This window comes from Arthrobacter sp. Z1-9 (assembly GCF_054792695.1).
Window position 1 is genome coordinate 2,997,028 of record NZ_CP096456.1, and the last position, 26,721, is coordinate 3,023,748.

At 64.4% G+C, this 26,721-nt stretch carries 21 protein-coding genes and 1 tRNA gene; 8 read left to right on the forward strand and 14 right to left on the reverse strand.

The window, feature by feature from the left end:
- Window positions 1-412: 412 nt before the first annotated feature.
- Window positions 413-4,312 (reverse strand): DNA-directed RNA polymerase subunit beta', encoded by a 3,900-nt coding sequence (locus M1D93_RS13900; RefSeq protein WP_461172069.1) that lies wholly within the window; start codon window positions 4,310-4,312, stop codon window positions 413-415.
- A gap of 106 nt (window positions 4,313-4,418) precedes the next feature.
- Window positions 4,419-7,928 (reverse strand): DNA-directed RNA polymerase subunit beta, encoded by a 3,510-nt coding sequence (gene rpoB / locus M1D93_RS13905; RefSeq protein ID WP_461172070.1) that lies wholly within the window; start codon window positions 7,926-7,928, stop codon window positions 4,419-4,421.
- A 587-nt stretch (window positions 7,929-8,515) separates the two neighbouring features.
- On the opposite strand from rpoB, the gene M1D93_RS13910 reads away from it, so the two are divergent.
- Window positions 8,516-9,715: an acetyl-CoA C-acetyltransferase gene (locus tag M1D93_RS13910; RefSeq protein WP_461172071.1), complete on the forward strand. Its 1,200-nt coding sequence runs from the start codon at window positions 8,516-8,518 to the stop codon at window positions 9,713-9,715.
- Window positions 9,715-10,275: an aminoacyl-tRNA deacylase gene (locus M1D93_RS13915; protein ID WP_461172072.1), complete on the forward strand. Its 561-nt coding sequence runs from the start codon at window positions 9,715-9,717 to the stop codon at window positions 10,273-10,275. Before M1D93_RS13910 ends, M1D93_RS13915 begins: the two co-directional genes overlap by 1 nt.
- A 131-nt stretch (window positions 10,276-10,406) precedes the next feature.
- On the opposite strand, the gene rplL is transcribed toward M1D93_RS13915, so the two are convergent.
- The 9 genes from rplL to M1D93_RS13960 form a co-directional block, all read right to left on the reverse strand.
- The gene (gene rplL / locus M1D93_RS13920; protein ID WP_461172073.1) at window positions 10,407-10,784 is read right to left on the reverse strand and encodes a 50S ribosomal protein L7/L12; all 378 of its coding nucleotides are present in this window, start codon (window positions 10,782-10,784) and stop codon (window positions 10,407-10,409) included.
- A 77-nt stretch (window positions 10,785-10,861) separates the two neighbouring features.
- Entirely contained in the window at window positions 10,862-11,458 is a 597-nt protein-coding gene (gene rplJ / locus M1D93_RS13925; RefSeq protein WP_461172074.1) for a 50S ribosomal protein L10, read from the reverse strand.
- 296 nt (window positions 11,459-11,754) lie between these two features.
- Window positions 11,755-12,873: a GNAT family N-acetyltransferase gene (locus tag M1D93_RS13930; RefSeq protein WP_461172075.1), complete on the reverse strand. Its 1,119-nt coding sequence runs from the start codon at window positions 12,871-12,873 to the stop codon at window positions 11,755-11,757.
- Window positions 12,874-12,880: 7 nt separating this feature from the next.
- Entirely contained in the window at window positions 12,881-14,017 is a 1,137-nt protein-coding gene (locus M1D93_RS13935; protein WP_461172076.1) for a GNAT family N-acetyltransferase, read from the reverse strand.
- Between the two features lie 128 nt (window positions 14,018-14,145).
- Window positions 14,146-14,853: a 50S ribosomal protein L1 gene (gene rplA / locus M1D93_RS13940; protein ID WP_102975123.1), complete on the reverse strand. Its 708-nt coding sequence runs from the start codon at window positions 14,851-14,853 to the stop codon at window positions 14,146-14,148.
- A gap of 199 nt (window positions 14,854-15,052) precedes the next feature.
- Window positions 15,053-15,484, reverse strand: coding sequence for a 50S ribosomal protein L11 (gene rplK, locus M1D93_RS13945; protein WP_003803853.1), 432 nt, complete (start codon window positions 15,482-15,484; stop codon window positions 15,053-15,055).
- A 129-nt stretch (window positions 15,485-15,613) separates the two neighbouring features.
- Window positions 15,614-16,417 carry a transcription termination/antitermination protein NusG gene (nusG, locus tag M1D93_RS13950; RefSeq protein WP_461172077.1) on the reverse strand — a complete coding sequence of 268 codons (804 nt, stop codon included), beginning with the start codon at window positions 16,415-16,417 and terminating at the stop codon, window positions 15,614-15,616.
- Window positions 16,418-16,530: 113 nt separating this feature from the next.
- Window positions 16,531-16,815, reverse strand: coding sequence for a preprotein translocase subunit SecE (secE, locus tag M1D93_RS13955; protein ID WP_461172078.1), 285 nt, complete (start codon window positions 16,813-16,815; stop codon window positions 16,531-16,533).
- 82 nt (window positions 16,816-16,897) lie between these two features.
- Window positions 16,898-16,970: transfer RNA gene (locus M1D93_RS13960), tRNA-Trp, on the reverse strand.
- Window positions 16,971-17,248: 278 nt separating this feature from the next.
- Here M1D93_RS13960 and M1D93_RS13965 point away from each other — a divergent pair.
- On the forward strand, window positions 17,249-18,466 hold the full coding sequence (locus M1D93_RS13965) for a pyridoxal phosphate-dependent aminotransferase (protein WP_461172079.1): 1,218 nt from the start codon (window positions 17,249-17,251) through the stop codon (window positions 18,464-18,466).
- 303 nt (window positions 18,467-18,769) lie between these two features.
- Here M1D93_RS13965 and M1D93_RS13970 read toward each other — a convergent pair whose 3' ends face one another.
- Window positions 18,770-19,459: a LuxR C-terminal-related transcriptional regulator gene (locus tag M1D93_RS13970; protein ID WP_461172080.1), complete on the reverse strand. Its 690-nt coding sequence runs from the start codon at window positions 19,457-19,459 to the stop codon at window positions 18,770-18,772.
- Complete coding sequence (locus M1D93_RS13975; RefSeq protein WP_461172081.1) at window positions 19,456-20,901, reverse strand: ATP-binding protein; 1,446 nt, start codon at window positions 20,899-20,901, stop codon at window positions 19,456-19,458. Before M1D93_RS13975 ends, M1D93_RS13970 begins: the two co-directional genes overlap by 4 nt.
- Window positions 20,902-21,025: 124 nt before the next feature.
- On the opposite strand from M1D93_RS13975, the gene M1D93_RS13980 reads away from it, so the two are divergent.
- The 5 genes from M1D93_RS13980 to M1D93_RS14000 all read left to right on the forward strand — a co-directional run bounded on the left by M1D93_RS13980 (window position 21,026) and on the right by M1D93_RS14000 (window position 25,220).
- The gene (locus M1D93_RS13980; protein WP_461172082.1) at window positions 21,026-22,645 is read left to right on the forward strand and encodes a PspC domain-containing protein; all 1,620 of its coding nucleotides are present in this window, start codon (window positions 21,026-21,028) and stop codon (window positions 22,643-22,645) included.
- A 1-nt stretch (window position 22,646) separates the two neighbouring features.
- On the forward strand, window positions 22,647-22,931 hold the full coding sequence (locus M1D93_RS13985; RefSeq protein WP_461172083.1) for a hypothetical protein: 285 nt from the start codon (window positions 22,647-22,649) through the stop codon (window positions 22,929-22,931).
- 3 nt (window positions 22,932-22,934) lie between these two features.
- Window positions 22,935-23,192, forward strand: a complete 258-nt coding sequence (locus tag M1D93_RS13990) for a PspC domain-containing protein (protein ID WP_461172084.1) — start codon at window positions 22,935-22,937, stop codon at window positions 23,190-23,192.
- A gap of 185 nt (window positions 23,193-23,377) precedes the next feature.
- A complete protein-coding gene (locus tag M1D93_RS13995) occupies window positions 23,378-24,403 on the forward strand; it encodes an ATP-dependent 6-phosphofructokinase (RefSeq protein WP_461172085.1) in 1,026 nt (341 codons plus the stop codon).
- Between the two features lie 100 nt (window positions 24,404-24,503).
- The gene (locus M1D93_RS14000; protein ID WP_461172086.1) at window positions 24,504-25,220 is read left to right on the forward strand and encodes a GNAT family N-acetyltransferase; all 717 of its coding nucleotides are present in this window, start codon (window positions 24,504-24,506) and stop codon (window positions 25,218-25,220) included.
- Here M1D93_RS14000 and M1D93_RS14005 read toward each other — a convergent pair.
- Entirely contained in the window at window positions 25,182-26,699 is a 1,518-nt protein-coding gene (locus M1D93_RS14005; protein WP_461172087.1) for a DHA2 family efflux MFS transporter permease subunit, read from the reverse strand. The genes M1D93_RS14000 and M1D93_RS14005 overlap by 39 nt on opposite strands.
- Window positions 26,700-26,721: the final 22 nt, after the last annotated feature.

The window sequence follows — 26,721 nt, forward strand, 5'->3', positions numbered from 1 at the left end:
TGCGTTGCCCCGCCGCCTGGGCCTTGAAGAAGATCTCCAAGGCGGCGAAGGCGAAGCCTTAATAGTCGGATCGCATACGCAGGGAATGACCTGACTTGCGTCTTCAATGGTCCCTAGGCATGCAAAAATGTGGCATACGTTGCACAAGAACCCTGCAAACCGGAAACGTCGCTCTGGTTCAGCCTTTCAGCTGGAACCGGCGCACTCATCCACTGCCACAATAACAATTGGTAACAAGTCTAGCACGGACGCTCTCCACCCCTTAATCGGCGTCCGCTCCCCCAACTGGGTAGCAGCAGATGTCGTTTTGAGAGCTCAAAACGACACTTACTGCTACCCAGTTGGGAAAGGGGAAGGGCCCCGCCCCCACAAACGTGGAGGCGGGGCCCTTCAGCCAATCAGCGGAACTTCCTTACCGGAAATCGTTGCCCAGGTCGTAGTCATCCAGCGGGATGGCGTGGAACTCAGGAGCTCCGTCGCCGCCCAGGGTGTCGTACGAGAAGTCACTGAATGCGCTGGGGCCGGTGAACAGGTTGGCCTTTGCTTCTTCAGTGGGCTCGACGGTGACCTCGGTGTAGCGCGGGAGGCCCGTGCCGGCCGGGATCAGCTTACCGATGATGACGTTCTCCTTGAGGCCGAGCAGCGGATCGCTCTTGCCTTCCATGGCCGCCTGCGTCAGGACGCGGGTGGTCTCCTGGAAGGAAGCTGCGGACAGCCAGGACTCGGTGGCCAGCGACGCCTTGGTGATGCCCATGAGCTCAGGACGTCCGGAAGCCGGAGTCTTGCCCTCGGACACAACACGGCGGTTGGCGTCCTCGAAGCGGCTGCGCTCGGCGAGCTCGCCGGGCAGCAGGTCCGATTCGCCGGACTCGATGACCGTGACGCGGCGCAGCATCTGGCGGACGATAACCTCGACGTGCTTGTCGTGGATACCGATGCCCTGGCTGCGGTACACGCCCTGGACTTCGTCCACCAGGAACTTCTGTGCCGCACGCGGACCCATGATGCGCAGGACCTGCTTGGGATCCACCGGTCCGTTGATCAGCTTCTGGCCGACGGTGACGTGGTCGCCATCCTCGATCAGCAGGCGTGAACGGCGCAGGACCGGGTAAGCGATCTCTTCGGTTCCGTCATCAGGGGTGATGACCAGGCGCATCTGGCGCTCGGACTCTTCGATGGTGATGCGGCCGGCTGCTTCTGCAATCGGTGCAACACCCTTCGGAGTACGGGCTTCGAAGAGCTCCTGGATACGGGGCAGACCCTGGGTGATGTCGTCGCCACCGCTGGCGGAGACTGCACCACCGGTGTGGAACGTACGCATGGTCAGCTGGGTACCGGGCTCACCGATGGACTGTGCGGCGATGATGCCCACGGCCTCGCCGATGTCCACGGTCTTGCCGGTGGCCAGCGAACGGCCGTAGCACAGGGCGCAGGTGCCGACACTGGACTCACAGGTGAGTACGGAGCGGACCTTGACCTCGGTGATGCCGGCCGCGAACAGCTCGGCGATAACCACGTCGCCGCAGTCGGTGCCGGCGGCAGCAAGCACGTTGCCCTTGTCATCGACGACGTCGACAGCCAAGGTGCGTGCGTACGCGCTGTTCTCGACGTTCTCGTCCAGAACCAGCTCACCGTTGGAATCGGCGACGGCGATGGGCGTGACCAAGCCACGCTCGGTGCCGCAGTCCTCTTCGCGGACGATGACGTCCTGGGACACGTCCACCAGACGACGGGTCAGGTAACCCGAGTTGGCGGTACGCAGCGCGGTGTCAGCAAGACCCTTACGGGCGCCGTGGGTGGCGATGAAGTATTCCAGAACCGACAGGCCCTCACGGTAGGAGGACTTGATGGGACGGGGAATAATTTCACCCTTCGGGTTGGCCACGAGGCCACGAATACCCGCGATCTGGCGGACCTGCATCCAGTTACCACGTGCACCGGAGGACACCATGCGGTTGATGGTGTTCATCGGCGACAGGCTGTCGCGCATTGCCTGTGCGATCTCGTTGGTTGCCTTGTTCCAGATCTCGATCAGTTCCTGGCGACGCTCGTCGTCGTCGATCAGGCCCTTGTCGTACTGGCCCTGGATCTTGGCGGCGCGCTCCTCGTAACCGGCAAGGATCACCGGCTTGTCCTTGGGCACCTCGATGTCGGAGATAGCCACGGTGACGCCCGAGCGGGTTGCCCAGTAGAAACCAGCATCCTTCAGGTTGTCCAGCGTTGCCGCCGTAACAACCTTGGGGTAGCGCTCGGCAAGGTCGTTGACGATCCGGGACAGTTCTCCCTTGTCAGCAACGTCCTCAACCCACGGGTAATCCTCAGGCAGGGTCTCGTTGAAGAGAACCTGTCCCAGGGAGGTCTGGACGAGCGCGGGCTGACCCGGCTCCCAGCCTTCCGGAGCTTCCCAGCCAGCGTAGGGCACGAAGCCGTCGAGACGGATCTTGACCTTGGAGTTCAGGTGCAGCTCATGAAGGTCGTAGGCCATGATGGCTTCCGCAACCGACCCGAAGATGCGGCCTTCGCCAGCTGAACCGACACGCTTGGTGGTCAGGTGGTAGAGGCCGATGATCATATCCTGCGAAGGCAGGGTGACCGGGCGGCCGTCGGACGGCTTCAGGATGTTGTTCGAGGACAGCATCAGGATGCGGGCTTCAGCCTGGGCCTCGGGGCTCAGCGGCAGGTGCACTGCCATCTGGTCGCCGTCGAAGTCGGCGTTGAAGGCGCCACAAACCAGCGGGTGAAGCTGGATTGCCTTGCCTTCAACAAGCTGCGGCTCGAATGCCTGGATGCCGAGGCGGTGCAGGGTAGGTGCACGGTTGAGCAGCACCGGGTGTTCGGTGATGATCTCTTCCAGCACGTCCCAGACCTGCGGACGGTAGCGTTCCACCATGCGCTTGGCCGACTTGATGTTCTGGGCGTGGTTGAGGTCAACCAGGCGCTTCATCACGAACGGCTTGAAGAGCTCCAGTGCCATCTGCTTGGGCAGGCCGCACTGGTGCAGCTTCAGCTGCGGGCCGACGACGATGACCGAACGGCCGGAGTAGTCGACGCGCTTGCCCAGGAGGTTCTGGCGGAAACGGCCCTGCTTGCCCTTGAGCATGTCGCTCAGGGACTTCAGCGGACGGTTGCCCGGTCCGGTGACCGGACGGCCGCGGCGGCCGTTGTCGAAGAGGCTGTCAACGGCTTCCTGAAGCATGCGCTTCTCGTTGTTGACGATGATCTCCGGAGCACCCAGGTCAAGCAGGCGCTTGAGGCGGTTGTTGCGGTTGATCACACGGCGGTACAGGTCGTTGAGGTCGGAGGTCGCGAAGCGGCCACCGTCCAGCTGGACCATGGGGCGCAGTTCCGGCGGGATCACCGGGACGGCGTCGAGGACCATGCCAAGCGGGCTGTTGTTGGTGGTCAGGAACGCGTTGACCACCTTCAGGCGCTTGAGGGCACGGGTCTTGCGCTGGCCCTTGCCGTTGGCGATGATGTCGCGCAGCAGGTCCGACTCAGCCTGCATGTCGAAGCTTTCAAGACGCTTCTTGATGGCTTCGGCACCCATGGAGCCTTCGAAGTACATGCCGTAGCGGTCGCGCAGCTCGCGGTAGAGGCCTTCGTCGCCTTCGAGGTCGGCGACCTTGAGGTTCTTGAAACGGTCCCAGACCTGCTCGAGGCGCTCGATGTCGGCGTCGGCGCGCTTGCGCACGTTGGCCATCTGGCGGTCAGCGGAGTCGCGGGCCTTCTTCTTGTCGGCAGCCTTCGCACCTTCACCCTCAAGGCGGGCAATTTCGCCTTCGAGGTCACGGGCGATCGCCGCGATGTCGGAGTCGCGGTTGTCGATCAGCTGCTTCTTCTCGATGTCGTGCTCAACCTGCAGGTTGGGCAGCTCCTCGTGGCGGGCAGCTTCATCAACGCTGGTGATCATGTAGGCAGCGAAGTAAATGACCTTTTCGAGGTCCTTCGGTGCCAGGTCAAGGAGGTAGCCGAGGCGTGACGGAACACCCTTGAAGTACCAGATGTGCGTAACGGGAGCGGCCAGCTCGATGTGGCCCATGCGCTCACGGCGAACCTTTGCGCGGGTGACTTCAACGCCACAACGCTCACAGATGATGCCCTTAAAGCGCACGCGCTTGTACTTACCGCAGTAGCATTCCCAGTCCCGGGACGGGCCGAAGATCTTCTCGCAGAAGAGTCCGTCCTTCTCGGGCTTGAGCGTGCGGTAGTTGATGGTTTCCGGCTTCTTAACCTCGCCGTACGACCAGCCGCGGATGTCTTCCGCGGTGGCGAGGCCGATCTGCATGAGGCCGAAGGAGGATTCGCTGGACATATGGTCCCTGTTCTCTCTTGTTCTCTAAATTCTGAAGTCTTGGGTTACGGAAAGAGGGAGGTGGGGTACGACGGCGGGCAGTCACCCGCCGTCGTACGCCCGCCTGCTAGACCTCTTCTACCGAACTGGGCTCTGCACGAGACAGATCGATGCCCAGTTCTTCCGCAGCGGTGAAGACTGCGTCATCAGAGTCACGCATTTCAATTGTGGTTCCGTCCGTGGAGAGGACTTCCACGTTCAGGCACAGCGACTGCATTTCCTTGATCAAGACCTTGAAGGACTCGGGAACGCCCGGCTCGGGGATGTTCTCGCCCTTGACGATCGCTTCGTAGACCTTCACACGACCGTGGATGTCATCAGACTTGATCGTGAGGAGTTCCTGGAGCGTGTAGGCGGCGCCGTAAGCTTCGAGCGCCCACACTTCCATTTCACCGAAGCGCTGGCCACCGAACTGTGCCTTACCACCCAGCGGCTGCTGCGTGATCATGGAGTACGGGCCGGTGGAACGCGCGTGGATCTTGTCGTCCACCAGGTGGTGGAGCTTCAGGATGTACATGTAGCCGACCGAGATCGGATCCGGGAACGGCTCGCCGGAGCGGCCGTCGAACAGACGGGTCTTGCCGGAGGAGTTGATCAGGCGTTCGCCGTCGCGGGTCACGTTGGTGGAGTCGAGCAGGCCCGTGATTTCCTCTTCGCGGGCGCCGTCGAACACCGGCGTTGCAACAGTGGTCTGGCCACTCTCGCGCGGCAGGTTCGGCAGCTGCTTGACCCACTCGGGCTCGCCTTCGATCTTCCAGCCGGTCTTGGCAACCCAGCCGAGGTGCGTTTCAAGCACCTGGCCCACGTTCATACGGCCCGGGACACCCAGCGGGTTCAGGACGATATCAACGGGGGTGCCGTCGGCAAGGAAGGGCATGTCCTCGATCGGGAGGATCTTGGAGATAACACCCTTGTTGCCGTGGCGGCCGGCGAGCTTGTCGCCGTCGGTGATCTTACGCTTGGCAGCCACGTAGACGCGGACCAGCTGGTTCACGCCCGGGGGCAGCTCGTCGTCGTTGTCGCGGTCGAAGACACGCACGCCGATGACGGTGCCGGACTCGCCGTGGGGCACCTTGAGGGAGGTGTCGCGGACTTCGCGGGACTTCTCACCGAAGATGGCGCGCAGCAGGCGCTCTTCCGGGGTCAGTTCGGTTTCACCCTTCGGGGTGACCTTTCCAACCAGGATGTCCCCTGCTTCAACCTCGGCACCGATGTGGATGATGCCGCGCTCGTCCAGGCCTGCCAGTACTTCCTCGGACACGTTGGGGATGTCACGGGTGATTTCCTCGGCACCGAGCTTGGTGTCGCGGGCATCGATCTCGTGCTCCTCGATGTGGATGGAGGAAAGAACGTCCTCGGCAACGATGCGCTGCGAGAGGATGATGGCGTCCTCGAAGTTGTGGCCTTCCCATGACATGAATGCCACGAGCAGGTTCTTACCGAGGGCGAGCTCGCCCTGGTCCGTTGCCGGGCCGTCGGCGATGATGCCGCCAACTTCCAGGCGCTGGCCTTCGTTTACCAGGACACGGTGGTTGTAGCAGTTGCCCTGGTTGGAGCGGGCGAACTTGTTGATGCGGTAGTTGGTTTCCGTGCCGTCGTCGTTGAGCATGATGACGAGCTCGGCGGAAACCTCGGTGACCACACCGGCCTTCTTGGCGATGACAACGTCACCGGCGTCGACGGCTGCGGCGCGCTCCATGCCGGTGCCCACGAACGGGGCCTCGGAACGGACCAACGGCACGGCCTGGCGCTGCATGTTGGCACCCATGAGTGCACGGTTTGCATCGTCGTGCTCGAGGAACGGGATCAGGGCGGTAGCCACGGACACCATCTGGCGCGGGGAAACGTCCATGAACTCAACGTCCTCGGCGGGAACGAGCACAGGCTCGCCTCCACCACCACGGGCACGCACCAAGACGGTGTCTTCGGCGAACTTCTTGTTCTCGTCGAGCGGCGCGTTGGCCTGGGCGATCAGCACCTCAGCTTCGTCGTCGGCCGTCAGGTACTGGACGTCGTCGGAAACGACGCCGTTTTTGACCAGGCGGTACGGGGTCTCGATGAAGCCGAACGGGTTGATGCGTCCGTAGGATGCCAGCGAACCGATCAGACCAATGTTCGGGCCTTCAGGGGTTTCGATGGGGCACATACGTCCGTAGTGGGACGGGTGCACGTCACGGACTTCCATGCCGGCGCGGTCACGGGACAGACCACCGGGGCCAAGGGCCGACAGGCGGCGCTTGTGGGTCAGGCCCGAGAGCGGGTTGTTCTGGTCCATGAACTGCGACAGCTGGGAGGTTCCGAAGAACTCCTTGATGGCTGCAACCACGGGGCGGATGTTGATCAGGGTCTGCGGCGTGATGGCCTCGACGTCCTGGGTGGTCATACGCTCACGGACAACGCGCTCCATACGGGACAGGCCGGTGCGGACCTGGTTCTCGATGAGCTCGCCAACGGCGCGGATGCGGCGGTTGCCGAAGTGGTCGATGTCGTCGATTTCGACGCGCAGGTCCACTTCCTGGCCATCGCGGGTGCCCTTGATGGTCTTCTCGCCGGCGTGCAGCGCGACGAGGAACTTGATCATGGCCACGATGTCTTCAACGTGCAGGACCGAGGCTCCCGTGTCGCCAAGGGAGCGGTCGATGCCAAGCTTGCGGTTGATCTTGTAGCGGCCAACCTTGGCCAGATCGTAGCGCTTGGAGTTGAAGTACAGGTTGTCCAGCAGTGACTGGGCAGCCTCGACGGTGGGGGGCTCGCCCGGGCGCAGCTTCCGGTAGATGTCCAGCAACGCGTCTTCGCGGGTCTCGGTGGCGTCCTTCTCCAGGGTTGCCCGCATGGAGTCGTACTGGCCGAACTCTTCGAGGATCTGACCTTCGGTCCAGCCGAGGGCCTTCAGCAGGACGGTGACCGACTGCTTGCGCTTGCGGTCGAGGCGAACGCCCACCTGGTCGCGCTTGTCGATTTCGAGTTCGAACCAGGCGCCGCGGGACGGGATGATCTTCGCAGTGAAGATGTCCTTATCGCTGGTCTTGTCGGCGGCGCGCTCGAAGTAGGCGCCCGGGGAACGGACCAGCTGGGAGACGACGACACGCTCGGTGCCGTTGACCACGAAGGTACCCTTCTCGGTCATCAGCGGGAAGTCGCCCATGAACACGGTCTGCTGCTTGATCTCGCCCGTGTTGTTGTTCATGAACTCGGCCTTGACGTACAGCGGAGCCGAGTACGTTGCGTCCCGGTCCTTGCACTCGGCCATGGTGTACTTCGGGTCGGCGAACTCCGGATCGGAGAAGCTCAGGGACATGGTGCCCTGGAAGTCCTCAATCGGGGAGATCTCTTCGAAGATGTCCGAAAGACCGGACGTGGTGGCGACGCTAAGATCGTTTTCTTCGACAGCCTTCGCTACGCGTGCCTGCCAGCGTTCGTTTCCGACCAGCCAGTCGAAGCTGTCCGTCTGGAGGGCAAGCAGATTCGGAACGTCAAGAGGTTCGTGAATCTTTGCGAATGAGAGCCGGCGAGTGGCACCATCAGTGCTGTCGGCGGTGTTAGCGGTTTCGTTATTAGAGGTGCTCGAGGCGACCAAGAGGGATCCTTCCACAGACCTTCAGGCGTTTTCAGATCTCCCCCGCTGTGCACCCTGCGGAATGCTCCGCAGTGCTACCATCCGGTTCCGCTATATGACCCGGGGCCGGTGCTGACAATGCTGTGACGTTGTTGACGGCACGTTGATTGCCAGCTGCCAGGCGAAAGCCCACCGCTATATGAAGGCTGAAGGTAAACAGGGAAGACGCAAATATCTACGATACGGCAAAATAACCTACATGTCTACCCCACATCGGGCCCGATTGCAAGCACCGGTTTTGCGGGCCGTTTCCGGGCGACGGCTCTAAAGCCGCAGGTGACGCCGCGACGGCCCGGGATGGCGTGTGCTCCGCGAGCCATGGCAGAGTTCGCAGCTACTTCCGTATCCCTTGGAGCGGCTCCCCCTGGGCCGTACGACGGCGGCGCGTCAGTCGCGCTTCTCCCCCGCCGTTGCCGGGGGCTGGGCGTGGGCCCCGGAACCGGGCACTGCGCGGAATGCACATAGCGGCCGGGGCGTTTGAATAGATAGGTGACCGGCGTCACGATAGCCTTGGTGGCCTACAACGGATCAGAACGGAAGAGATAAACATGGGCAACTCCGCAGACAACACTGACGTTGTCATCCTCGCAGCAGTTCGTACGCCTCAGGGGCGCATCAACGGCCAGCTGGCGCCTTTTACCGCCGTCGAGCTCGGGGCACATGCCATCAAGGCAGCCCTGGCGGCGAGCGGGGTGGACGCCGGCCAGGTGGAATCGGTCATCATGGGACAGGTGCTACAGGCCGGTGCCGGCCAGAACCCTGCACGGCAGAGCTCCATCGGCGCCGGCATCCCCTGGAATGTTCCTGCCGTCACCGTAAACAAGGTCTGCCTGTCCGGGCTGACCGCGGTGATCGACGCCGCCCGGATGATCCGCGGCGGCGAGGCAGCGGTGGTGGTGGCAGGAGGTCAGGAGTCCATGACCCGGGCACCGCACTTGCTGCCCGGCTCACGGCAGGGGTGGACCTACGGCTCCATCCAGGCCCTGGACGCAGCTGCCCACGATGGGCTCACGGATGCCTTTGACGGGCAGTCAATGGGCCTGTCCACCGAAACCCGGAACCTCACGCTGGGGATCGACAGGACTTCCCAGGACAACGTGGCCGCCCAGTCGCACCAGCGTGCCGCGCTGGCCGCAAAGAACGGCACCTTCGACGACGAAATCGTTCCCCTCAGCGTCAAGCAGCGCAAAGGCGATCCCCTGGTGGTCGCCACTGATGAAGGTGTCCGGCCCAACGCCTCCGTTGAGTCCCTGGCCGGGCTGCGGGCGGCCTTCGTCACGGACGGCACCATCACCGCCGGCAACTCCTCTCCCCTGTCCGACGGAGCCGCGGCCCTGGTCCTCTCCTCCCGGGCCTTTGCCGAGGAGAACGGGCTCGAATACCTGGCGATTGTCGGCAAGCCCGGGCAGGTTGCCGGGCCGGACAACTCGCTGCACTCCCAGCCGTCCAACGCCATCAAGAACGCCCTGGGGCGGGCGGGCTGGACCACCGCCGATTTGGACTTCATTGAGATCAATGAAGCGTTCGGGTCCGTGGCAGTGCAGTCGCTGCAGGACCTGGACTACCCCCTTGAAAAGTGCAACATCCACGGCGGGGCCATCGCCCTGGGCCACCCCATCGGCGCGTCGGGGGCCCGCCTGGCGGTCCATGCCGCGCACGAACTCAAGCGACGCGGAACAGGCAAAGCCGCCGTGTCCCTGTGCGGGGGCGGCGGGCAGGGCGAAGCCCTCCTGCTGTACCGCGACTGATGGCGGACGCAGCCAGGGCTGACGGCACCGGGACCGGCGGCAGCGAAACCCACCGCGGCGCCGGCGCTAACAGTGGAGCGGGCAGTCAAAGCGGCGCCGGCCGGGACAGGTTCCTGGCCGACGCCGCAGCGCGCGGCCTGCAGGTCGAGGTGGTGGAAAGGCCGGCCGCCAAAAGCCTGGAGGAGGCGGCCGGCATCCTGGGAATTACGCCTGCGGACATCGTGAAGTCGCTGGTGGTCAAACACAAGGACGGTTCGTTCCTCTTTGCACTGATCCCCGGCGACCGCCAGATCTCCTGGCCCAAGCTCCGGAACCTCGTGGGCGTCAACAAGCTCTCCCTGCCGCCCGCGGACGTGGCCCTGGACGCAACCGGCTACGAACGCGGCACCATCACCCCGCTGGGCAGCACCAACAGCTGGCCCGTGTACGCCGATGCCACCATCACGGGACGCAGGATCTCGATGGGCGCAGGTGCCCACGGCTACAGCGCCTTCGTGGATGCCGATGCCCTTACCGGTGCGCTTCGCGCCGTCGTCGCGGACATCAGCGACCCCGGCTGACGGGGCCGCCCAACTAAGTACCAGCAAGTGTCGTTTTGGACCCTCAAAACGACACATAGCGCTACTTAGTTGGGGAACGCAAAAAGCCCCGCCCACAAACGTGGACGGGGCTTTTCGAGGAAAAGGCGTTGTTACTTGACGGTAACGCGGGCGCCGGCAGCTTCGAGCTGATCCTTGGCCTTCTCGGCAGCTTCCTTGGTGACGCCCTCGAGGACGGCCTTGGGAGCGCTGTCGACAACGTCCTTGGCTTCCTTGAGGCCCAGGGAAGTGATGGCGCGAACTTCCTTGATCACTGCGATCTTCTTGTCGCCGGCAGCTTCGAGAACGACGTCGAATTCGGTCTGCTCTTCAGCTTCTTCAGCGGCGCCGCCACCGGCGGGGCCTGCAACGGCAACAGCAGCAGCGGTAACTTCGAAAGTCTCTTCGAAGAGCTTGACGAACTCGGAGAGCTCGATGATGGTCAGTTCCTTGAAAGCTTCAAGCAGCTCTTCGTTGGTGAGCTTCGCCATGGTAGGCGTCCTTCCTGTTGTGGTGTTCAGCGGCACGGAGCCATGCTTCACACCGGAGTCTTGTGGGGTAAAGAGAATTAGTTCTCTTCGGCTGCGGGAGCTTCAGCTGCAGGAGCTTCTGCTTCGGCAGCGGGAGCATCAGCAGCAGCTTCTTCAGCGGCAGGCGCCTCGGCAACTGCCGGTGCACCGTTCTCTTCTTCAAGCTTGAGTCGCAGTGCGTCAATGATGCGTACAGCGGCGGCGGCGGGTGCCTTGAGGACGCCCGCAACCTTGGCGAGCTGCAGCTCACGGGACTCGAGCGCTGCCAGTGCGGCAACCTCGCTGGCGTTCAGTGCCTTGCCCTCAAAGTAACCGGTCTTGATGACCAGCTGCTTGTTGGTCTTGGCAAAATCCGTCAGGCTCTTGGCAGCGGCAACTGCGTCACCCTTAATGAACGCGATTGCAGTGGGGCCGGAGAGCTGGTCGTTGAATGCTTCAACACCGGCTTCCTTGGCTGCAATGGCGGTCAGGGTGTTCTTGACGACCGCGAACTTGGTGTCCTGGCCGAGAGAAACACGCAGCTGCTTGAGCTGTGCAACGGTGAGCCCGCGGTATTCGGTCAGGACAGCGGCGTTCGATTCCTTGAAATCGTTAGTGATCTCAGCTACTGCTGAAACCTTGGTAGGCGTTGCCATAACCCTCCTTCCGGGGATAGTGCCGGTATGCGACGGTCCCCGCTCAGATGAGCTAAAACTAAAAACGCCCCGCGCAGATGCACGGGGCTTGGCTCAACACGGATATTCCCTGGAGCTTTGCTTCGTTCACCTGCGCCGGCCGCCCTACGTTGAGGGTCCTTCGTCCAGAAAGCCACTGCTTCTCCCGCGCACAACTGCAGAGTTGAGCCATGCTCGGGAGAGTGGATTTCCAACAACCGACGGTCTTTGGTCCTTCAAGTCTACGGGGAGGTCCCCCGGTCCGCCAAATCCGGCCCTCAGCTGGTGCTGGTGTGCCCGTGCGGGAGCTCCTTTTGCCAAATCCCCGTAACGCCGGCTGTCTGGAAGCCCAGCTGCTGGTTGACGGTCAGGAGGTACCGGTTTTCCGGGGCGTTCCAGGTGTAGATGACCCGCGCATCGGGAAACTGCTCGGTGAGCCGCTCCATGTTGGCCACCTTGATCAGCAGGCCCAGCTTGTTCCCCCGGTGCTCCTGCAGCACCAGTGTGTCGTCCTGAAAAACGACGTCGGCGCGGTGCGCCAGTACCGTGATGGTGGTTAGGCCCACAAGCGTTCCGGAGGCGAGGTGCTCGACGGCGGTGACCACCGTCCGCCTGCCCTGCGCAATGGCAACCTCTTCAGCCTCCCGGAGGATGGCGCCGTCGAGCACCATGTCCTGCTCAACCGGCAGGTCCAAGGCGGGATCGACGTCGGCCCCTGCCTGGTTCTCGAGTGCTGCGACGGCCTCCAGCCACTGGTCCGGGCAGCGGTCCGTCCAATGGTGCAGCCGGTAGCGGCCGTTGTTGGCCTCGTCTGCCTCGGCCTGCAGGTCGGCCACGAGCTTTGTGTCCAGCGGCAGCGTGCACGCACTGAACTGCTCAATGTGCTGAAGCGTGTAGCCGGTCCGCTGCGCGAACTCCACTTCGCGGCTCTCCAGTGGAACGAAGCCCTGGCCAGAGCCCGGCACCAACTGGGCGCGTTCGAATTCATGGAGGGAAGCACCCGGGTGGTTGGTGTCCACCAGGATCATGGTGCGCCCCTCGCCGCGGACCAGCTGTTCGGCGGCCTGGAGGAGCCGGCGGCCCACTCCCTGGCGCTGGAACTCGGGGAGGATGTCGAGGGTGAATTCGGCCAGGTCCAGGTTGTCAGTCAAGGGCAGGGCGATATCGACGGTCCCCACGATGTCCCCGTCCACCTTGGCTACGAGAATCAGCTGGCGCTCGTACGGGTCCTGGAACTCGAGCAACTTCTCCAGGGGACCATAGGCGAGGTCGTCACTGCCCCAAGTCTGCATCCTGACTTTCCGCCCCACCTCGACGGCGGCGAGGAAGTCCGCTGCGTCCGGCGCGTCCAGTGAGTCGGGAATCCAAAGCTGCTCGATCTTCACGTCTTTTGCCATAGGCGAATCATCCCAGCCGTTTCTGCCACTCGCCTTCATAACCTGCGGGCTTGAATCCAAGTGCAATATTTATGGCCAGCATATGTTGGTTTTCGTTGGCATTCCATGTCAGCACCGACCGCGCCTGCGGCCACCGGCTCTGGGCCCGCCGCAGGTTTGCCACTTTGGTCAGCATGCCCAGGCGGCGGCCGCGGTGTTGTGAGGTGACCAAGGTGTCCTGTTGGACGATGGAGTCAGGCACACCTGCGCGCCAGTTCAGGACGGTGTAGGCCGCCAGTTGTCCTGTCTCCCGGTGCCGGGCTGCCGTCACTACTGATTGGACGCCGCTGCGGATCAGAGTGTCCTCTTCTTCCCGGACCCTGGCGACGTCCCAGTCCTCACGTTCCCAGTCCAGTCCGGCGATGGGAACGTCAGTGCTCATGGTGGCTTTGAGCTGGGCATAGGCGTGCACGAGGTCCTCAGGGCAGTGGTCGTCCCAGCCCGTGATGGAGTATGCCGCTGCCTTGGCGGAGGCATCGGCCTCCAACTGGTCCAACAGTTCCGGCAGCACCGGCAGGGCGATGCGGCTGGACCGCTCCACCTGCTCCAGCTCATAGCCGGCAGCAACAGCAAAGGCCACTGCGGGCTCGTCCAGCGGCAGGCTACCGGCGCCTGATTTCGCCGGCAGCATGGCCGAGCCTTTCGCAGCCTCCAACGGCACCTCGTGATGGGCGTCAAGGGACGTCCTGCCACGTTCCCGTGCGACTGCTTCGGCGTGCTTGAGCAGGGCCCGGCCCAGTCCTTGGCGCCGGCGGGCAGGAGCAACCAGGACATCGATTCCAGCGGTATTCGTGTTCTCGCGCAGCGGGAGCGTCACCGAGCACATGCCCACTATGTCGGCGCCAAGCCTGGCCAGGTACAGGCGCCGTTCCTCGTACTCGTTGCCCTGCCAGAACTCTGCCGCCTCCTGCAGGGTGGGGCAGCGGTCCAGGTTGCCCCAGGCAGCCTGTTCGTGGGCCACCCGCAGGGCGTGGCACTGCTCAAACTCGGCAGTCACGTGGCGGGCACCAGCACCTGTTTCGCCGCCGGACTGCAGGACGTCCACTTCGGTTATTGCCAACGCACCGGTTCCATCCAGGGTTGGATCCACATCCGGTTCGGCCATTTCTCCAGCTTAGGCAAGACCCTGCCCCTCCGGGCATTTTCATGGCTTAAACAAAAACCGCCCGGCACGGGTGCCGGGCGGTTTTGTTTGCAACGGAAGGATCCGCTGCGGTTGCTTCACACGAGGATTTAGGCCTCGGTCAGAACCTTGGTGACGTTCGGGTCCACCGAGATGCCGGGACCGAAGGTGGTGGCAACGGTGGCCTTCTGGATGTAGCGACCCTTGGAAGCGGACGGCTTCAGGCGAAGCACCTCTTCCAGTGCTGCTGCGTAGTTCTCAGCCAGCTTGAGGGCGTCGAAGGACACCTTCCCGATGATGAAGTGCAGGTTGGAGTGCTTGTCGACGCGGAAGTCGATCTTTCCACCCTTGATGTCATTGACAGCCTTGGTGACGTCAGGGGTCACGGTGCCCGTCTTCGGGTTCGGCATCAGGTTACGCGGGCCCAGGACCTTACCGAGGCGGCCAACCTTGCCCATGAGGTCAGGGGTGGCGACGGCGGCATCGAAGTCGGTCCAGCCGGCTGCGATCTTTTCTATCAGGTCATCGGAACCAACGAAGTCGGCGCCGGCAGCGATTGCTGCCTCAGCCTTGTCACCCGTGGCGAAGACCAGGACGCGGGCAGTCTTACCGGTGCCGTGGGGCAGGTTGACGGTGCCGCGGACCATCTGGTCAGCCTTGCGGGGGTCGACGCCGAGGCGGAATGCAACCTCAACGGTGGCGTCGAACTTGGACGGGTTGGTGTCCTTGGCCAGCGTTACTGCCTCGAACGGCGCGTAGAACTTCTCCGCGTCGATCTTGGCGGCTGCTGCCTCATATGCTTTGCTGCGCTTTGCCATGCTGCTTATTTCTCCTTGTGCAGTTGTGGTCTGCGGACCGCGCTGGGCCCTGCCACAGTTGGTGAGCGGACTCGTTATCCGTGCCCGGTTCCCAACATTGTCGGTTTGTGCCGCTTATACGGCAATGGTGCCGGTTGCCCGGCGGTGCCGCCCGTCGTCGTGATCGGTTTCCCGAACCCGACATGTGGCAGCGGGGGGATTAACCCTCGACGGTGATGCCCATGGAGCGGGCGGTGCCGGCGATGATCTTCGCTGCGCCTTCGAGGCTGGTGGCGTTGAGGTCTTCCATCTTGGTGGAAGCGATCTCGTTGACCTGTGCCTGGGTCAGCTTGGCAACCTTGACGGTGTGCGGGGTAGCTGAACCCTTGGCGACGCCTGCAGCCTTCTTGATGAGCTCTGCAGCCGGCGGGGTCTTGGTGATGAACGTGAAGGAACGGTCCTCGTAGACCGTGATTTCCACGGGGATGACGTTTCCGCGCTGGGCTTCCGTCGCAGCGTTGTACGCCTTGCAGAATTCCATGATGTTGACACCGTGCTGGCCAAGCGCAGGACCGATCGGCGGAGCCGGGTTAGCGGCACCTGCCTGGATCTGCAGCTTGATGAGGCCGGTGACCTTCTTCTTGGGAGCCAATGTAGGGTCCTTCTCTCAATAACGTCCTGGGACACAGGAGCGTGCCTCAGGTTTCTGGCCGCCATGGCAAGGCGGCCGGCCGTTCCGGTGCTGCTAAAGCAGGCAGCGCCGGGACGAATTCTTGGGTTGTCAGATCTTGGTGACCTGGTTGAACGCCAGGGTGACCGGCGTTTCGCGCTCGAAGATGGAAACCAGCACCACGAGGGTCTGGGATTCGACCTTGATCTCGGAGATCGTGGCGGGAAGGGTCTCGAACGGGCCTTCCTTGACGATGACGGACTCGCCGACCTCGAAATCGACGTCTACGGGAGCCTGGTTCTGCTTGTTGACCGGCTTGCCCTTCTCGGCCTGCTCTTCCTCGAAAACGGGAGCGAGCATGGAGAAGACCTCGTCCAGGCGCAGCGGCACGGGATTGTGGGCGTTGCCCACGAAGCCGGTGACGCCGGGGGTGTGGCGGACGGCGCCCCAGGAGGCGTCGGTCAGGTCCATGCGGACCAGCACGTAGCCGGGGATGCGGACGCGGTTGATGACCTTGCGCTGGGCGTTCTTGATCTCAACGACTTCTTCCATGGGCACCTGGATCTCGAAGATGTAATCTTCCATGTCCAGGGTCTGGATGCGGGTTTCAAGGTTGGCCTTCACGCGGTTTTCGTATCCGGCGTAGGAGTGGATGACGTACCAGTCACCTTCCTGGCGGCGCAGCTTGGCCTTGAATTCCTCGGCGGGGTCAACGTCGGCCTTGGCGGCGGCAGCTGCGAGGGCGTCAGCTGACTCTTCCTCGGAGCCGGCGTCGTCCGCCTCCGCGTCTTCAGACTCGGCGTCGCTGGCTTCGGGCGCGGAGGACTCAACCTCAGACTCGTCACCGGCTTCTGCCGTGATGTCCGCGGACTCTTCCAGCTCAGTCTCGGTTACCTCGAGCTCCTGCTCAGACACTTGGTCTCCTGCTTCCTCATTGCCTAACATGCCTATTTAAATGGCTCAATTCCGCACACCGCTGTTCCCCTCCGGTTTCCCGGATGGAACACGCGGCCTGCGGACGGTTCAGCCTAGCTGTCCGTGGGGACGCTACCGCCGAAGATCCAGCTGACAGCGGTTCCAAAACCGAGGTCCAGCAGGCTGACGATGATCATCATGATGCCAACGAACACCAGCACCACGAGCGTGTAGTTGATCAATTCCTTGCGGGTTGGTGCAACAACTTTCTTCAACTCGCCGATGATCTGGCGGATGAAGAGTGCAATGCGGGCGAAGAAGTTTGCCTTGGCTTCCTTCTTAGCTGGGCGGCCCTTGGAGCTGCTGGCAGCTGTTTCGGTCACCTGGTCCTCGCTCATCTTTGCAATGTTGGATTACCCGGCCCTGATCAGAACCATGGTTGCTGCGCTTGCCCCGGATTTTTGTCCGGGGCAGCTTGCGCAGGGCAGACAGGACTCGAACCTGCAACCTGCGGTTTTGGAGACCGCTGCGCTACCAATTGCGCCACTACCCTATGGAGTGAATTCCACGCTCCGACGACAAACCGCCAGCTTGCACTGGGGCGCACGTCATCATCCGTGTTTTCAACACCGATGAACCAGTCTACGCAACAACTTCGCGTTCGTAAAACCAGTCCTTTTCCAGCCCTTCCCGATGGCCAGGAATGACCCTGACTGGCAGGCAGTCACAAATCAAAACCGGCAACCCGGAGGGTCCGGTGAACAGCATAGAGTAGATCACGTCGAAACCCACATTCCAGCCTCCGGGCTGCAAGCGAAGAACGGACCTGCCATGTCTGCCGCCCGCGTTTCCCAACGCATTTCCGCTATTGCCGAATCCGCAACCCTTGCCGTTGATGCCAAGGCAAAGGCGCTGAAGGCAGCAGGCCGGCCGGTTATTGGTTTCGGCGCGGGCGAACCGGATTTCCCCACCCCGGACTACATCGTCCAGGCGGCCATCGAGGCGGCAAGCCAGCCCAAATACCACCGCTACTCCCCCGCGGGCGGGCTGCCCGAGCTGAAGAAGGCCATCGCCGAGAAGACCCTGAGGGACTCCGGTTACACCGTTGACGCTTCCCAGGTCCTGGTGACCAACGGCGGCAAGCAGGCCGTCTACAACACCTTCGCCACGCTGGTCGATCCAGGCGATGAAGTTATCGTCCCCACCCCGTTCTGGACCACCTACCCGGAGGCCATCCGGCTCGCAGGCGGGGTACCCGTGGAGGTGTTTGCCGGCCCGGAGCAGGACTACCTGGTGACGGTGGAGCAGCTGGAAGCAGCGGTGACCGACAGGACGAAGATCCTACTCTTCGTTTCGCCGTCGAACCCCACCGGCTCCGTCTACTCACCCGAGCAGGTGGCGGAGATCGGCAAGTGGGCCGCGGCGAAGGGCCTGTGGGTTGTCACGGATGAAATTTACGAGCACCTGACCTACGACGGCGTCCCCTTCACCTCCATCGCCACCGCTGCCCCGGAACTGGGCGACAAGGTGGTCATCCTCAATGGCGTAGCCAAGACCTACGCCATGACCGGCTGGCGGGTGGGCTGGATGATCGGTCCCGCCGACGTCATCAAGGCCGCCACCAACCTGCAGTCCCACGCGACGTCCAACGTCTCCAACATTCCCCAGGTCGCCGCCCTCGCCGCCGTCTCCGGACCTCTGACCGCTGTGGACGAGATGAAGGTCGCCTTTGACCGCCGCCGCAAGGCCATCGTCGCCGGCCTGAACGCCATAGAGGGTGTGGAATGCCCGACGCCGAAGGGCGCCTTCTACGTGTACGCGGACGTCCGCGCGCTGCTGGGCAAGGAATTCCCGACGGCGTCCGGCACCGCCACCCCGCAGACCTCCGCCGAGCTCGCAGCCCTGATCCTGGATGAGGTTGAGGTGGCAGTGGTTCCGGGCGAGGCGTTCGGCCCGTCCGGCTACCTGCGCCTCTCCTACGCCCTCGGTGACGAGGACCTCGCCACCGGCGTGCAGCGCCTGCAGGACTTCCTGGGCAAGGCCCAGTAGGACGCTCTCTCACTTAACGCGGAAAAAACCCCAACGCTCCATCACTTACCGCCGGAAAAACCCCAACGCTCTATCACCTCCCGCCGGAAAAACCCGAACGCTCTATCACCTCCGGCAGGAAAAACCCGAACGCTCTGTCACTCTCTTCGGGAGAGTGACAGAGCGTTCGGGTTTAAGGCCCGGAAGGTGATAGGGCGTTCCGGGTTAATGCCCATTGAGTGATAGAGCGTCGGGGAAAAGCCCGCGTTAGGTGATCGAGCGTTGGGAAAAAGCCCGCGTTAAGTGGGAGAGCGTTTGGGGGGGTTAGAGGAGGCGACGTTCGGCGGCCCACTTGGTGAGTTCGTGCCTGCTGGAGAGCTGCAGCTTGCGGAGCACGGCGGACACGTGGGTTTCTACCGTCTTGATGCTGATGAACAGCTCCTTGGCCACTTCCTTGTAGCTGTAGCCGCGGGCGATGAGGCGCATGACCTCGAGCTCCCGGGCGGAGAGCTTGTCCAGTTCGTCGTCGGCGATGTCTGCGGGGGCGGTTCCAAAGGCGTCCAGGACGAAGCCTGCCAGCCGCGGCGAGAAAACGGCGTCCCCACCGGCAACCCGATATACGGCGTCGGTGATCTCTGCCCCCGAGATGGTCTTGGTAACGTAGCCGCGCGCTCCCGCCCGGATCACTGCCACAACGTCCTCGGCCGCGTCCGAGACGCTGAGGGCAAGGAACTTGGTAGAGGACAGCAGGGCAGCGGAGCCGGCAATGACTTCACGGCCTCCGCCGCCAAGGCCACCGGGGAGGTGGACGTCCAGCAGCACCACGTCCGGGCGCTCCTGCGCGATCACGGCGATGGCCTGCTCCACGGTCGCCGCCTCGCCCACCACCTGGATACTGGGGTCCAGGTCCGCCTTCAGGCCGGAGCGGAAAATCGCATGGTCGTCCACGATCACCACCCGGGCGGACCTGGCGGTTCGGACGGGACCGGTACCGGCTCCCTGCGTTGCGTTCATGGCTTGCCTTCCGTGCTGTCCTGCGGAGCGGCGGGGAAACCCAGCCGCACCTCCGTGCCTTCACTGGTACTGGTGATCGCGGCCGTGCCGCCGTGCCGGTTCATCCGGCCGATGATGGATTCCCGCACCCCGAGCCGGTCCTCCGGCACGTCCTGCAGTTCAAAGCCCGGGCCCCGGTCCTTGACGAAGACTTCAGCGCGTCCGCCGGCTGCTTCCAGGTAGACCGAGACGGTGCCGCCGCCGTGGCGGGACGCGTTCAGCATGGCCTCGCGGCTGGCCTGGATCAGCGCTTCATGGCCTTCCGTGACGGCAGTATCCCCCACGCTGACCACCTCGACGGCGTTGCCCAGCAGGTCCTCCACTTCGGCGGCTACAGCCTTGATCCGGTCCGACAACTGCCCGGCGTCCTTGCCCGGATCCTCAAACAGCCAGCCCCGCAGCTCCCGCTCCTGGGCACGGGCCAGCCGGACGACGTCGTGCTCATTGGCTGCCCGCCGCTGGATAAGCGCCAGCGTTTGCAGCACGGAGTCGTGAAGATGGGCGGCGATCTCGGCGCGCTCGGTTTCCCGGATCCGGCCGGCACGCTCGGCTTCCAGGTCGCGCCAGAACTTCAGCGCCCACGGCAGCAGGACCAGCACCACCCCGCCCAGGACAGCCACGGACGCCAGCAGCGCCAGCCAGGTCTGCTCCCAGGAACCGGAGCCCGACACCATCACCAGAACGCCCGCCACCACCAGCGCCAGGCCCGCCGCGAGCCGGGCCCAGCCGCCGGCCTGGTCCGCCTTCGTTTTGTCCACGAGCCCGGCACGCCTGGTTTCATCCAGCTGCATCCAGGCGATGGAGGCCCCGCCCAGAACTGCCGCCGCCGGAATCAGTGTGCCCAGGGGAACGTCCACACCCAGGAGCTGGGCGATCAGGATCGCCGCCACCAGGAGGAGCCCCACGCCGAGCAGGATTTCCTTGCCATAGCGCATGTCCCGGAACCTGAACCAGGGCCGGGCAACGTCGGAAGCATGCCCTGCAGCCTCCCCCGCTGCTGCCGGGTAACCACCGGCAGGGGCGCTGACCGCACCAGGGCCGCCGTCGGCCGTTCCGGGCAGCGCCGTTCCGGGCAGGGCCGTTCCGGGCAGCATGAGGCCAGGGCCAGCCTGGGGCATCGTCCGGGGAACGGCGTCAGGAACGGGCTCCCGGCTCACGGCCGGTGCAATGGGCGATGCCGGCCGCCGCGCCTGCCGGCGGGCGCTTTCGTCCGCGGTGGGCACCATAATCCACAGCCAGGCATAGAAGACGACGCCGGCGCCGCCGGCGAGCGAAGCCAGGGCCATCGCCACCCGTACGTTCCGGATCGGCCAGCCCAGATGGGCGGCAAGACCCGAGCACACACCCGCAATAAAGCGGTCGCTGCGGCGGACCAGCGGCGGGCGGGCGGGGACGGTTGTCATGGATCAATCCAAGCACGGATCAGGGTTCCCCGGACCGCAATCCGGCCGGAACCGGGGGCCACTCAGGGCCCGTTCAGGGTGTCCCCCAATACAACCAAAGCAGCGCAGACGGAAGGATCGAGGTATGAACTCGCAAACCCCCACCCCTGATGACGGCCAGCCAACGGAGCCCCTGCCCAAGCGGGATAACGAACACCCCACGGAGCCCCTCGTGCCGCCTACTACCCCATCGGCGTCGGCGTCGGCCTCGGCCTCGGGCCAGAATCCCGAGCAGGACTCCAGGCAGGACTCCACGCAGGACTCCGCCCAGGATCACCCGGACAGCTCCGGCGGGCCCTACGCCGGGCCGGCCGGACCCTCTTCGAGCCAAAGCAACCCACGCCAGAACAGCGGCAGCTACGCCTACGCCGGAATGCCCGGCCAACAGTCCGATTTCTTCGGCTGGGTCCGCAGCCAGGGAATCACCCGCGGCCAGGACCGCTGGATCGGCGGCGTCTCCAGCGGCATCGCCCAGCGTTTGGGCATCGACCCGTTGATCGTCCGCGGCGTCTTCATCGTCCTTACCCTTTTCGCCGGCATCGGCGTTCTTGCCTACGGCCTGGCGTGGGCCTTCCTGCCCGAGCCCGACGGCAGGATCCATGTCCAGGAAGCCGGCGCCGGCCGGTGGACCAGCGGCATGACCGGTTCCCTGATCGCCGTTATCCTCGGCTTCAGCGGACTGGGCGGCGGCTTCTGGGGCTGGGGCAACCACGGCTTCGGTGCCTTCCTCTGGACCATCTTCTGGGTAGGCGGCGCCATCTACCTGATCTACTACCTGACGCAGCGGAACAAGGCGGCCGTTGGAACACCGGCGGGCGCAACAACGCCGGGCACTACCTCCTATGCAGGCAACACTTACGCAGGCACCGCTTACCCCGGCACCACCGCTTACTTAGCGTCTTCCTCCACCGGCACCGCTCCCCCTTACTCAGACGTTGCGGGCACCGGTCCTTTCACCGGCAGCCCGTACGGAGGCAGCCCCTACGGAGGCAGCGGCTCCGGCAGTGGATGGAACAACGGAGGCGCCGGCGGCACCCGCCAGCCGCAGGGGCCCCCGCCTGCACCGAAGGTACGTCCCGCAGGGCCCGGCACCCCCGCCGTCGCGATCGCTGCCGGCAGCGCCCTGATCGCCGGCGCGGGTCTGAAAGCGCTGGACGTCACCAACGTTATCGACCTCGGTGACTCCACCAACGCGATCGCCTGGGCCAGTGCAGCGGCGGTCCTGGGCATCGGCATCCTCATCCTGGGGCTCCGCGGCAGGACCTCCGGTATCCTCTCGTTCTTCGCGGTGGCAGCCCTTGTCATCGGCGGAATCTTCAATGTGGTGGGCAACAATGGCGACCGCGTGCGCTTTCAGCAGGTCGACTGGACTCCCACGAGCATCCAGCAGGCAAGCGACGGGCTCAACATCACGGCAGGACGCGGCACAGTGGACCTTACCGAACTGGCCCCTAACGCCCCGCTCCAGTCCGAGGTGGTGGTCCCGCTGGACTTCACCGCCAGCAACGTCACCGTGGTCATTCCCGACACCGTGCCCGTGGACATCCGCGCTGACATGACCCTGGGCAACCTGACCGAAGGCGGTAGCCAGCGCGGCGGGACCACCACGCGGGAAAGCAGCTACAACACCGACAAGCCCGGCAGCCACCTGGTGATCCAGATCGACGGCACCGTCAGCAACGTCATCATCCAGGAAGGTAACTGACATGAGCAGCCACACTCCGGCCCCGGACCCGTACGTTCCGGGAAGCGCGACGGCGGCACACACGGACCCTGCCCCGCCATCCGGGGCGCGGGTGGGAACCGTGGTCTGGGGACTGATCGTCCTGGCCCTCGCCGCCCTGATCATCATCGCTCAGCTCGGCATCGTCACCCTCAACGGGACCTACGTCCTGATCGGGCTCATGATCGGAGCCGGCGCGGCCCTGGTGATCGGCGGACTCCTCTCAGCCCGGAAACGTGACAACAGTCCTACAACAGGGAAGTCTTGAGCCATGGACAAGTTTTTCAGCATCGTCAGGGGCCTTGGCCTGAAACGCGGACCGCAGCGTTGGCTGGGAGGCGTTTTGGGAGGCATCGCCGCCAAGCTCAACGTGGACGTGGCCTACGTCCGCATCGCATTCCTCCTCTTCGCCCTGCTGCCCGGCCCGGCCGTCATCTTCTATCTCCTGGCCTGGGTGGTCCTGCCGGACCAGCGGAATGTCATCCCGCTCCAGACGTTCCTCGACCGCCGGTCCTTGAACCGTCCGTAGACAGCCGGCAACAAAGTGCCCCCGCTCCTCCTCGGAGCCGGGGGCACTTTCTTTTGTGCCGCCTGGTTCCCGGCGGGACGCTTTGTAACCGGTTTGTGTCGTACCCCACACCCCCCACTAGACTCTATGTGAGCTCAGCGTGGCGCTCTGCCTGTACACCTTCTCTCCAGGATTTGAGCCGAGACATGAAAATTGGAATTCTCACCAGCGGTGGCGACTGCCCCGGACTGAACGCCGTGATCCGCGGAGCCGTCCTCAAAGGCATTGCCATCCACGGTCACGAATTCGTGGGTTTCCTTGACGGCTGGCGCGGCGTCGTCGAGGGCGACATCATCAACATCCCCCGCACCATGGTCCGGGGCATCGCCAAACAGGGCGGCACCATCCTGGGCACCTCACGCACCAACCCCTTCGAAAACGGCGGCGGCCCCGAGGTCATCAAGGCCCACATGGACCGCCTCGGCATCGACGCCATCATCGCCATCGGCGGTGAGGGAACCCTCGCCGCGGCCAAGCGCCTCACCGACGCCGGCCTGAAAATCGTCGGTGTTCCCAAGACCGTGGACAACGACCTCGACGCCACGGACTACACCTTCGGCTTCGACACCGCCGTCCAGATCGCCACCGAAGCCATCGACCGGCTCCGGACCACCGGCGAATCACACCACCGCTGCATGATCGCCGAAGTCATGGGCCGGCACGTCGGCTGGATCGCCCTGCACGCCGGCATGGCCGCCGGCGCCCACGCCATCCTGATCCCGGAACAGAAAGTCAGCATCGACCAAATCACCGAATGGGTGAAGGAAGCCCACGCCCGTGGCCGTGCCCCCCTGGTGGTGGTCGCTGAAGGATTCGTGCCAGAGCACATGGAAACCCCGCACTCCGAACGCGGCCTGGACACCTTCGGCCGGCCCCGCCTGGGCGGCATCGCGGACCAGCTCGCCCCGGAACTTGAAGCCCGCACCGGCATCGAAACCCGTGCCACCATCCTGGGCCACATCCAGCGCGGCGGAGTGCCGTCCGCCTTCGACCGCGTCCTGGCCACCCGGCTGGGCATGGCGGCCATCGACTCGGTGGTGGAAGGCTACTGGGGCACCATGGTGGCACTCAAGGGCACGGACATTGAGCACGTCGGCTTCCAGGAGGCACTCGGCCAACTCAAGACCGTGCCGCAGAAGCGCTACGACGAAGCCGCCGTCCTGTTCGGCTGACGTGTGCCAATCGGCTAAAGGTGTGCCGTTCTTCTAAGGAGTCCCATTCGCCTGAGGTGTCCTGTTCGGCGGGGCCGCCTGCCCGCCCTAGGCTGGAAGCATGACACTTGACCCCGGTTCTGCCGCCATCATCCAGCTTGCCTGGGCCCGGCGCCTGGGACTTGACGACGACGCCTTCGGAACTGCCCTGAGCTCCGGGGAGCGGATTGTCCGCGCCGACGAATCGGCGCGGACCGTGGAGTTCGTGCGGCTCTTTGGCAGTTCGGCGCTGGTTGGCCCGCAGTGGGTCATTGATGCCGCCGAGGGCATTCCCGATGAGGAAATGGCCCAGCACGTTACGCTCCTGACCCTGACCCGGTCCCACGGCGGCCACGGCCTGGGGGCTGCGGCGTTGTTCTTCGCTGACGACCTGCCCCTGAAGCAGCCCCCGGAAGAGATGACGGTGTCCCACGGCAACCCGGAGGCCATCGAGCTGGAGGGCCGCTGCCCGCCGGACGACGTCAACGAGGTGGGCCTTTCGGACCTCGAAAACCGCTACACCATCGTCCACGAAGTCAACGGGTTCCGCGTGCCCCTGGCCTGCGGAGCGTACTCCGAGTGGGTGGGCCTGCTGGCCCACCTGGGTGTCCTTGTGGACCCGGAGTGGCGGCGCCGGGGCCTGGGCTCGCTCGCAGTCTCCATCGCCGCGCACGAGGCGCTGGCCGCGGGCCTTACCTTGCAGTGGCGGACGGACGTCAGCAATACCGGATCCCTGGCTCTGGCCCGGAAGCTTGGCCTGTCAGCCGGTGGTATCCAGACCAGCGTCCACCTTGGCTGACGGGGACCCGCTGCCGCCCCAGCCCTGAACCGGCTGGGGTTTGGCGAAGAACAGCGCCACCGCAGCCCCCACCAGGACCACCGCGGCGGGCAGCAGGATGGACTGGCTCATCGCCGTCGAAAATCCGCCATGCAGGGCCTCAGGCAGTGTCCCGCCCAGGGCCATGCCCTCGCCGGCGGGTCCGCCAGGTCCACCGGCGGGAAGTTCGGCCGCCAGCCTGGCCTGGATCAGCACGGCGATGGCGGCGCTGCCCAGGACTGCACCAAATTGCCGGGTGGTGTTGTAGACGCCCGAGCCTGCACCGGCCTGGCGCGGCGGAAGGTTACGGGTGGCAGTGGTGCTCAGGGGAGCCCAGATTCCGGCGTTGGCGAAGCCCAGGACGGCGCTGGGCAGCAGGAACAGCAGGATGGGCGTCCCGGGCTGCATCAGCAGGGCGTTCCAGGCCAAGGCCAGTGCCATGAGGACAAGGCCTCCCGCCGCGAGGTATTTGGGGTTGACCCGGTCCACGATCTTCCCCACCACCGGCGCTAAGCCGCCCGAGATCAGGGCCATGGGCACCATCAGTAGGGCGGACTGGGTGGGCGTCAGGCCGCGGACCATCTGGTAGTAGAAGATCAGCGGCAGGCCGAAAGAGGTCACGGTGAAGCCCACCATGGTGATCCCGACGTTGGCGAGGGAGAAGTTGCGGTCCCGGAACAGCCCGAGCGGCAGGAGCGGCTCGCCCTTGTTGAACCGCTGCCACACCACAAAGCCCGTCAGCACCACCAGGCCGGCGATGATGAGGCTCCACACCGTCACCGGCCCGGCGATGGTGCCCCAGTTGTAGGTCTCGCCCTCCTGGATGCCGAACACCAGCAGGAAGAGCCCGACGGCGCTCAGCACCACGCCGGGGATATCGAACCGGTGCGGGTGGGTACTGAGGGCCGGAACGTTCCGCCAAGCGAGGATGAAACCGGCGATGCCGATGGGCACGTTGATGAAGAAGATCCACTCCCAGCCCAGCCCGTCCACGAGGAGGCCGCCCAGGATGGGCCCGACGAGTGTTGCCATGCCGGCCGTGGCACCCCAGATGGACATCGCCGCACCACGCCGGTCCGGCGGGAAGATCCGGGTGATGACGGCCATCGTCTGGGGCGTCATGATGGCGGCGCCAAGGCCCTGCAGCACGCGGGCGGCGATGAGGGTCTCCACATTTCCGGCAAGACCGCACCACAGCGATGCCAGGGTGAACACCACCAGGCCTAAGAGGTATAGCTTCTTGGGCCCGAACCGGTCGCCAAGCCTGCCGGTGATCAGCAGGGGCACCGCGTACGCCAGCAGGTAGGCGCTGGTCACCCAGATCACCGAGTTGATGTCCGCGCCCAGGCCCTCCATAATCACCGGGTTTGCCACGGACACGATGGTGCTGTCGATCAGGATCATAAAGAACCCGATCACCAGGGACCACAGGGCCGGCCAAGGCTTTGCTACGTTTTCCACTCGGTCATCTTCCAGGGTTGTT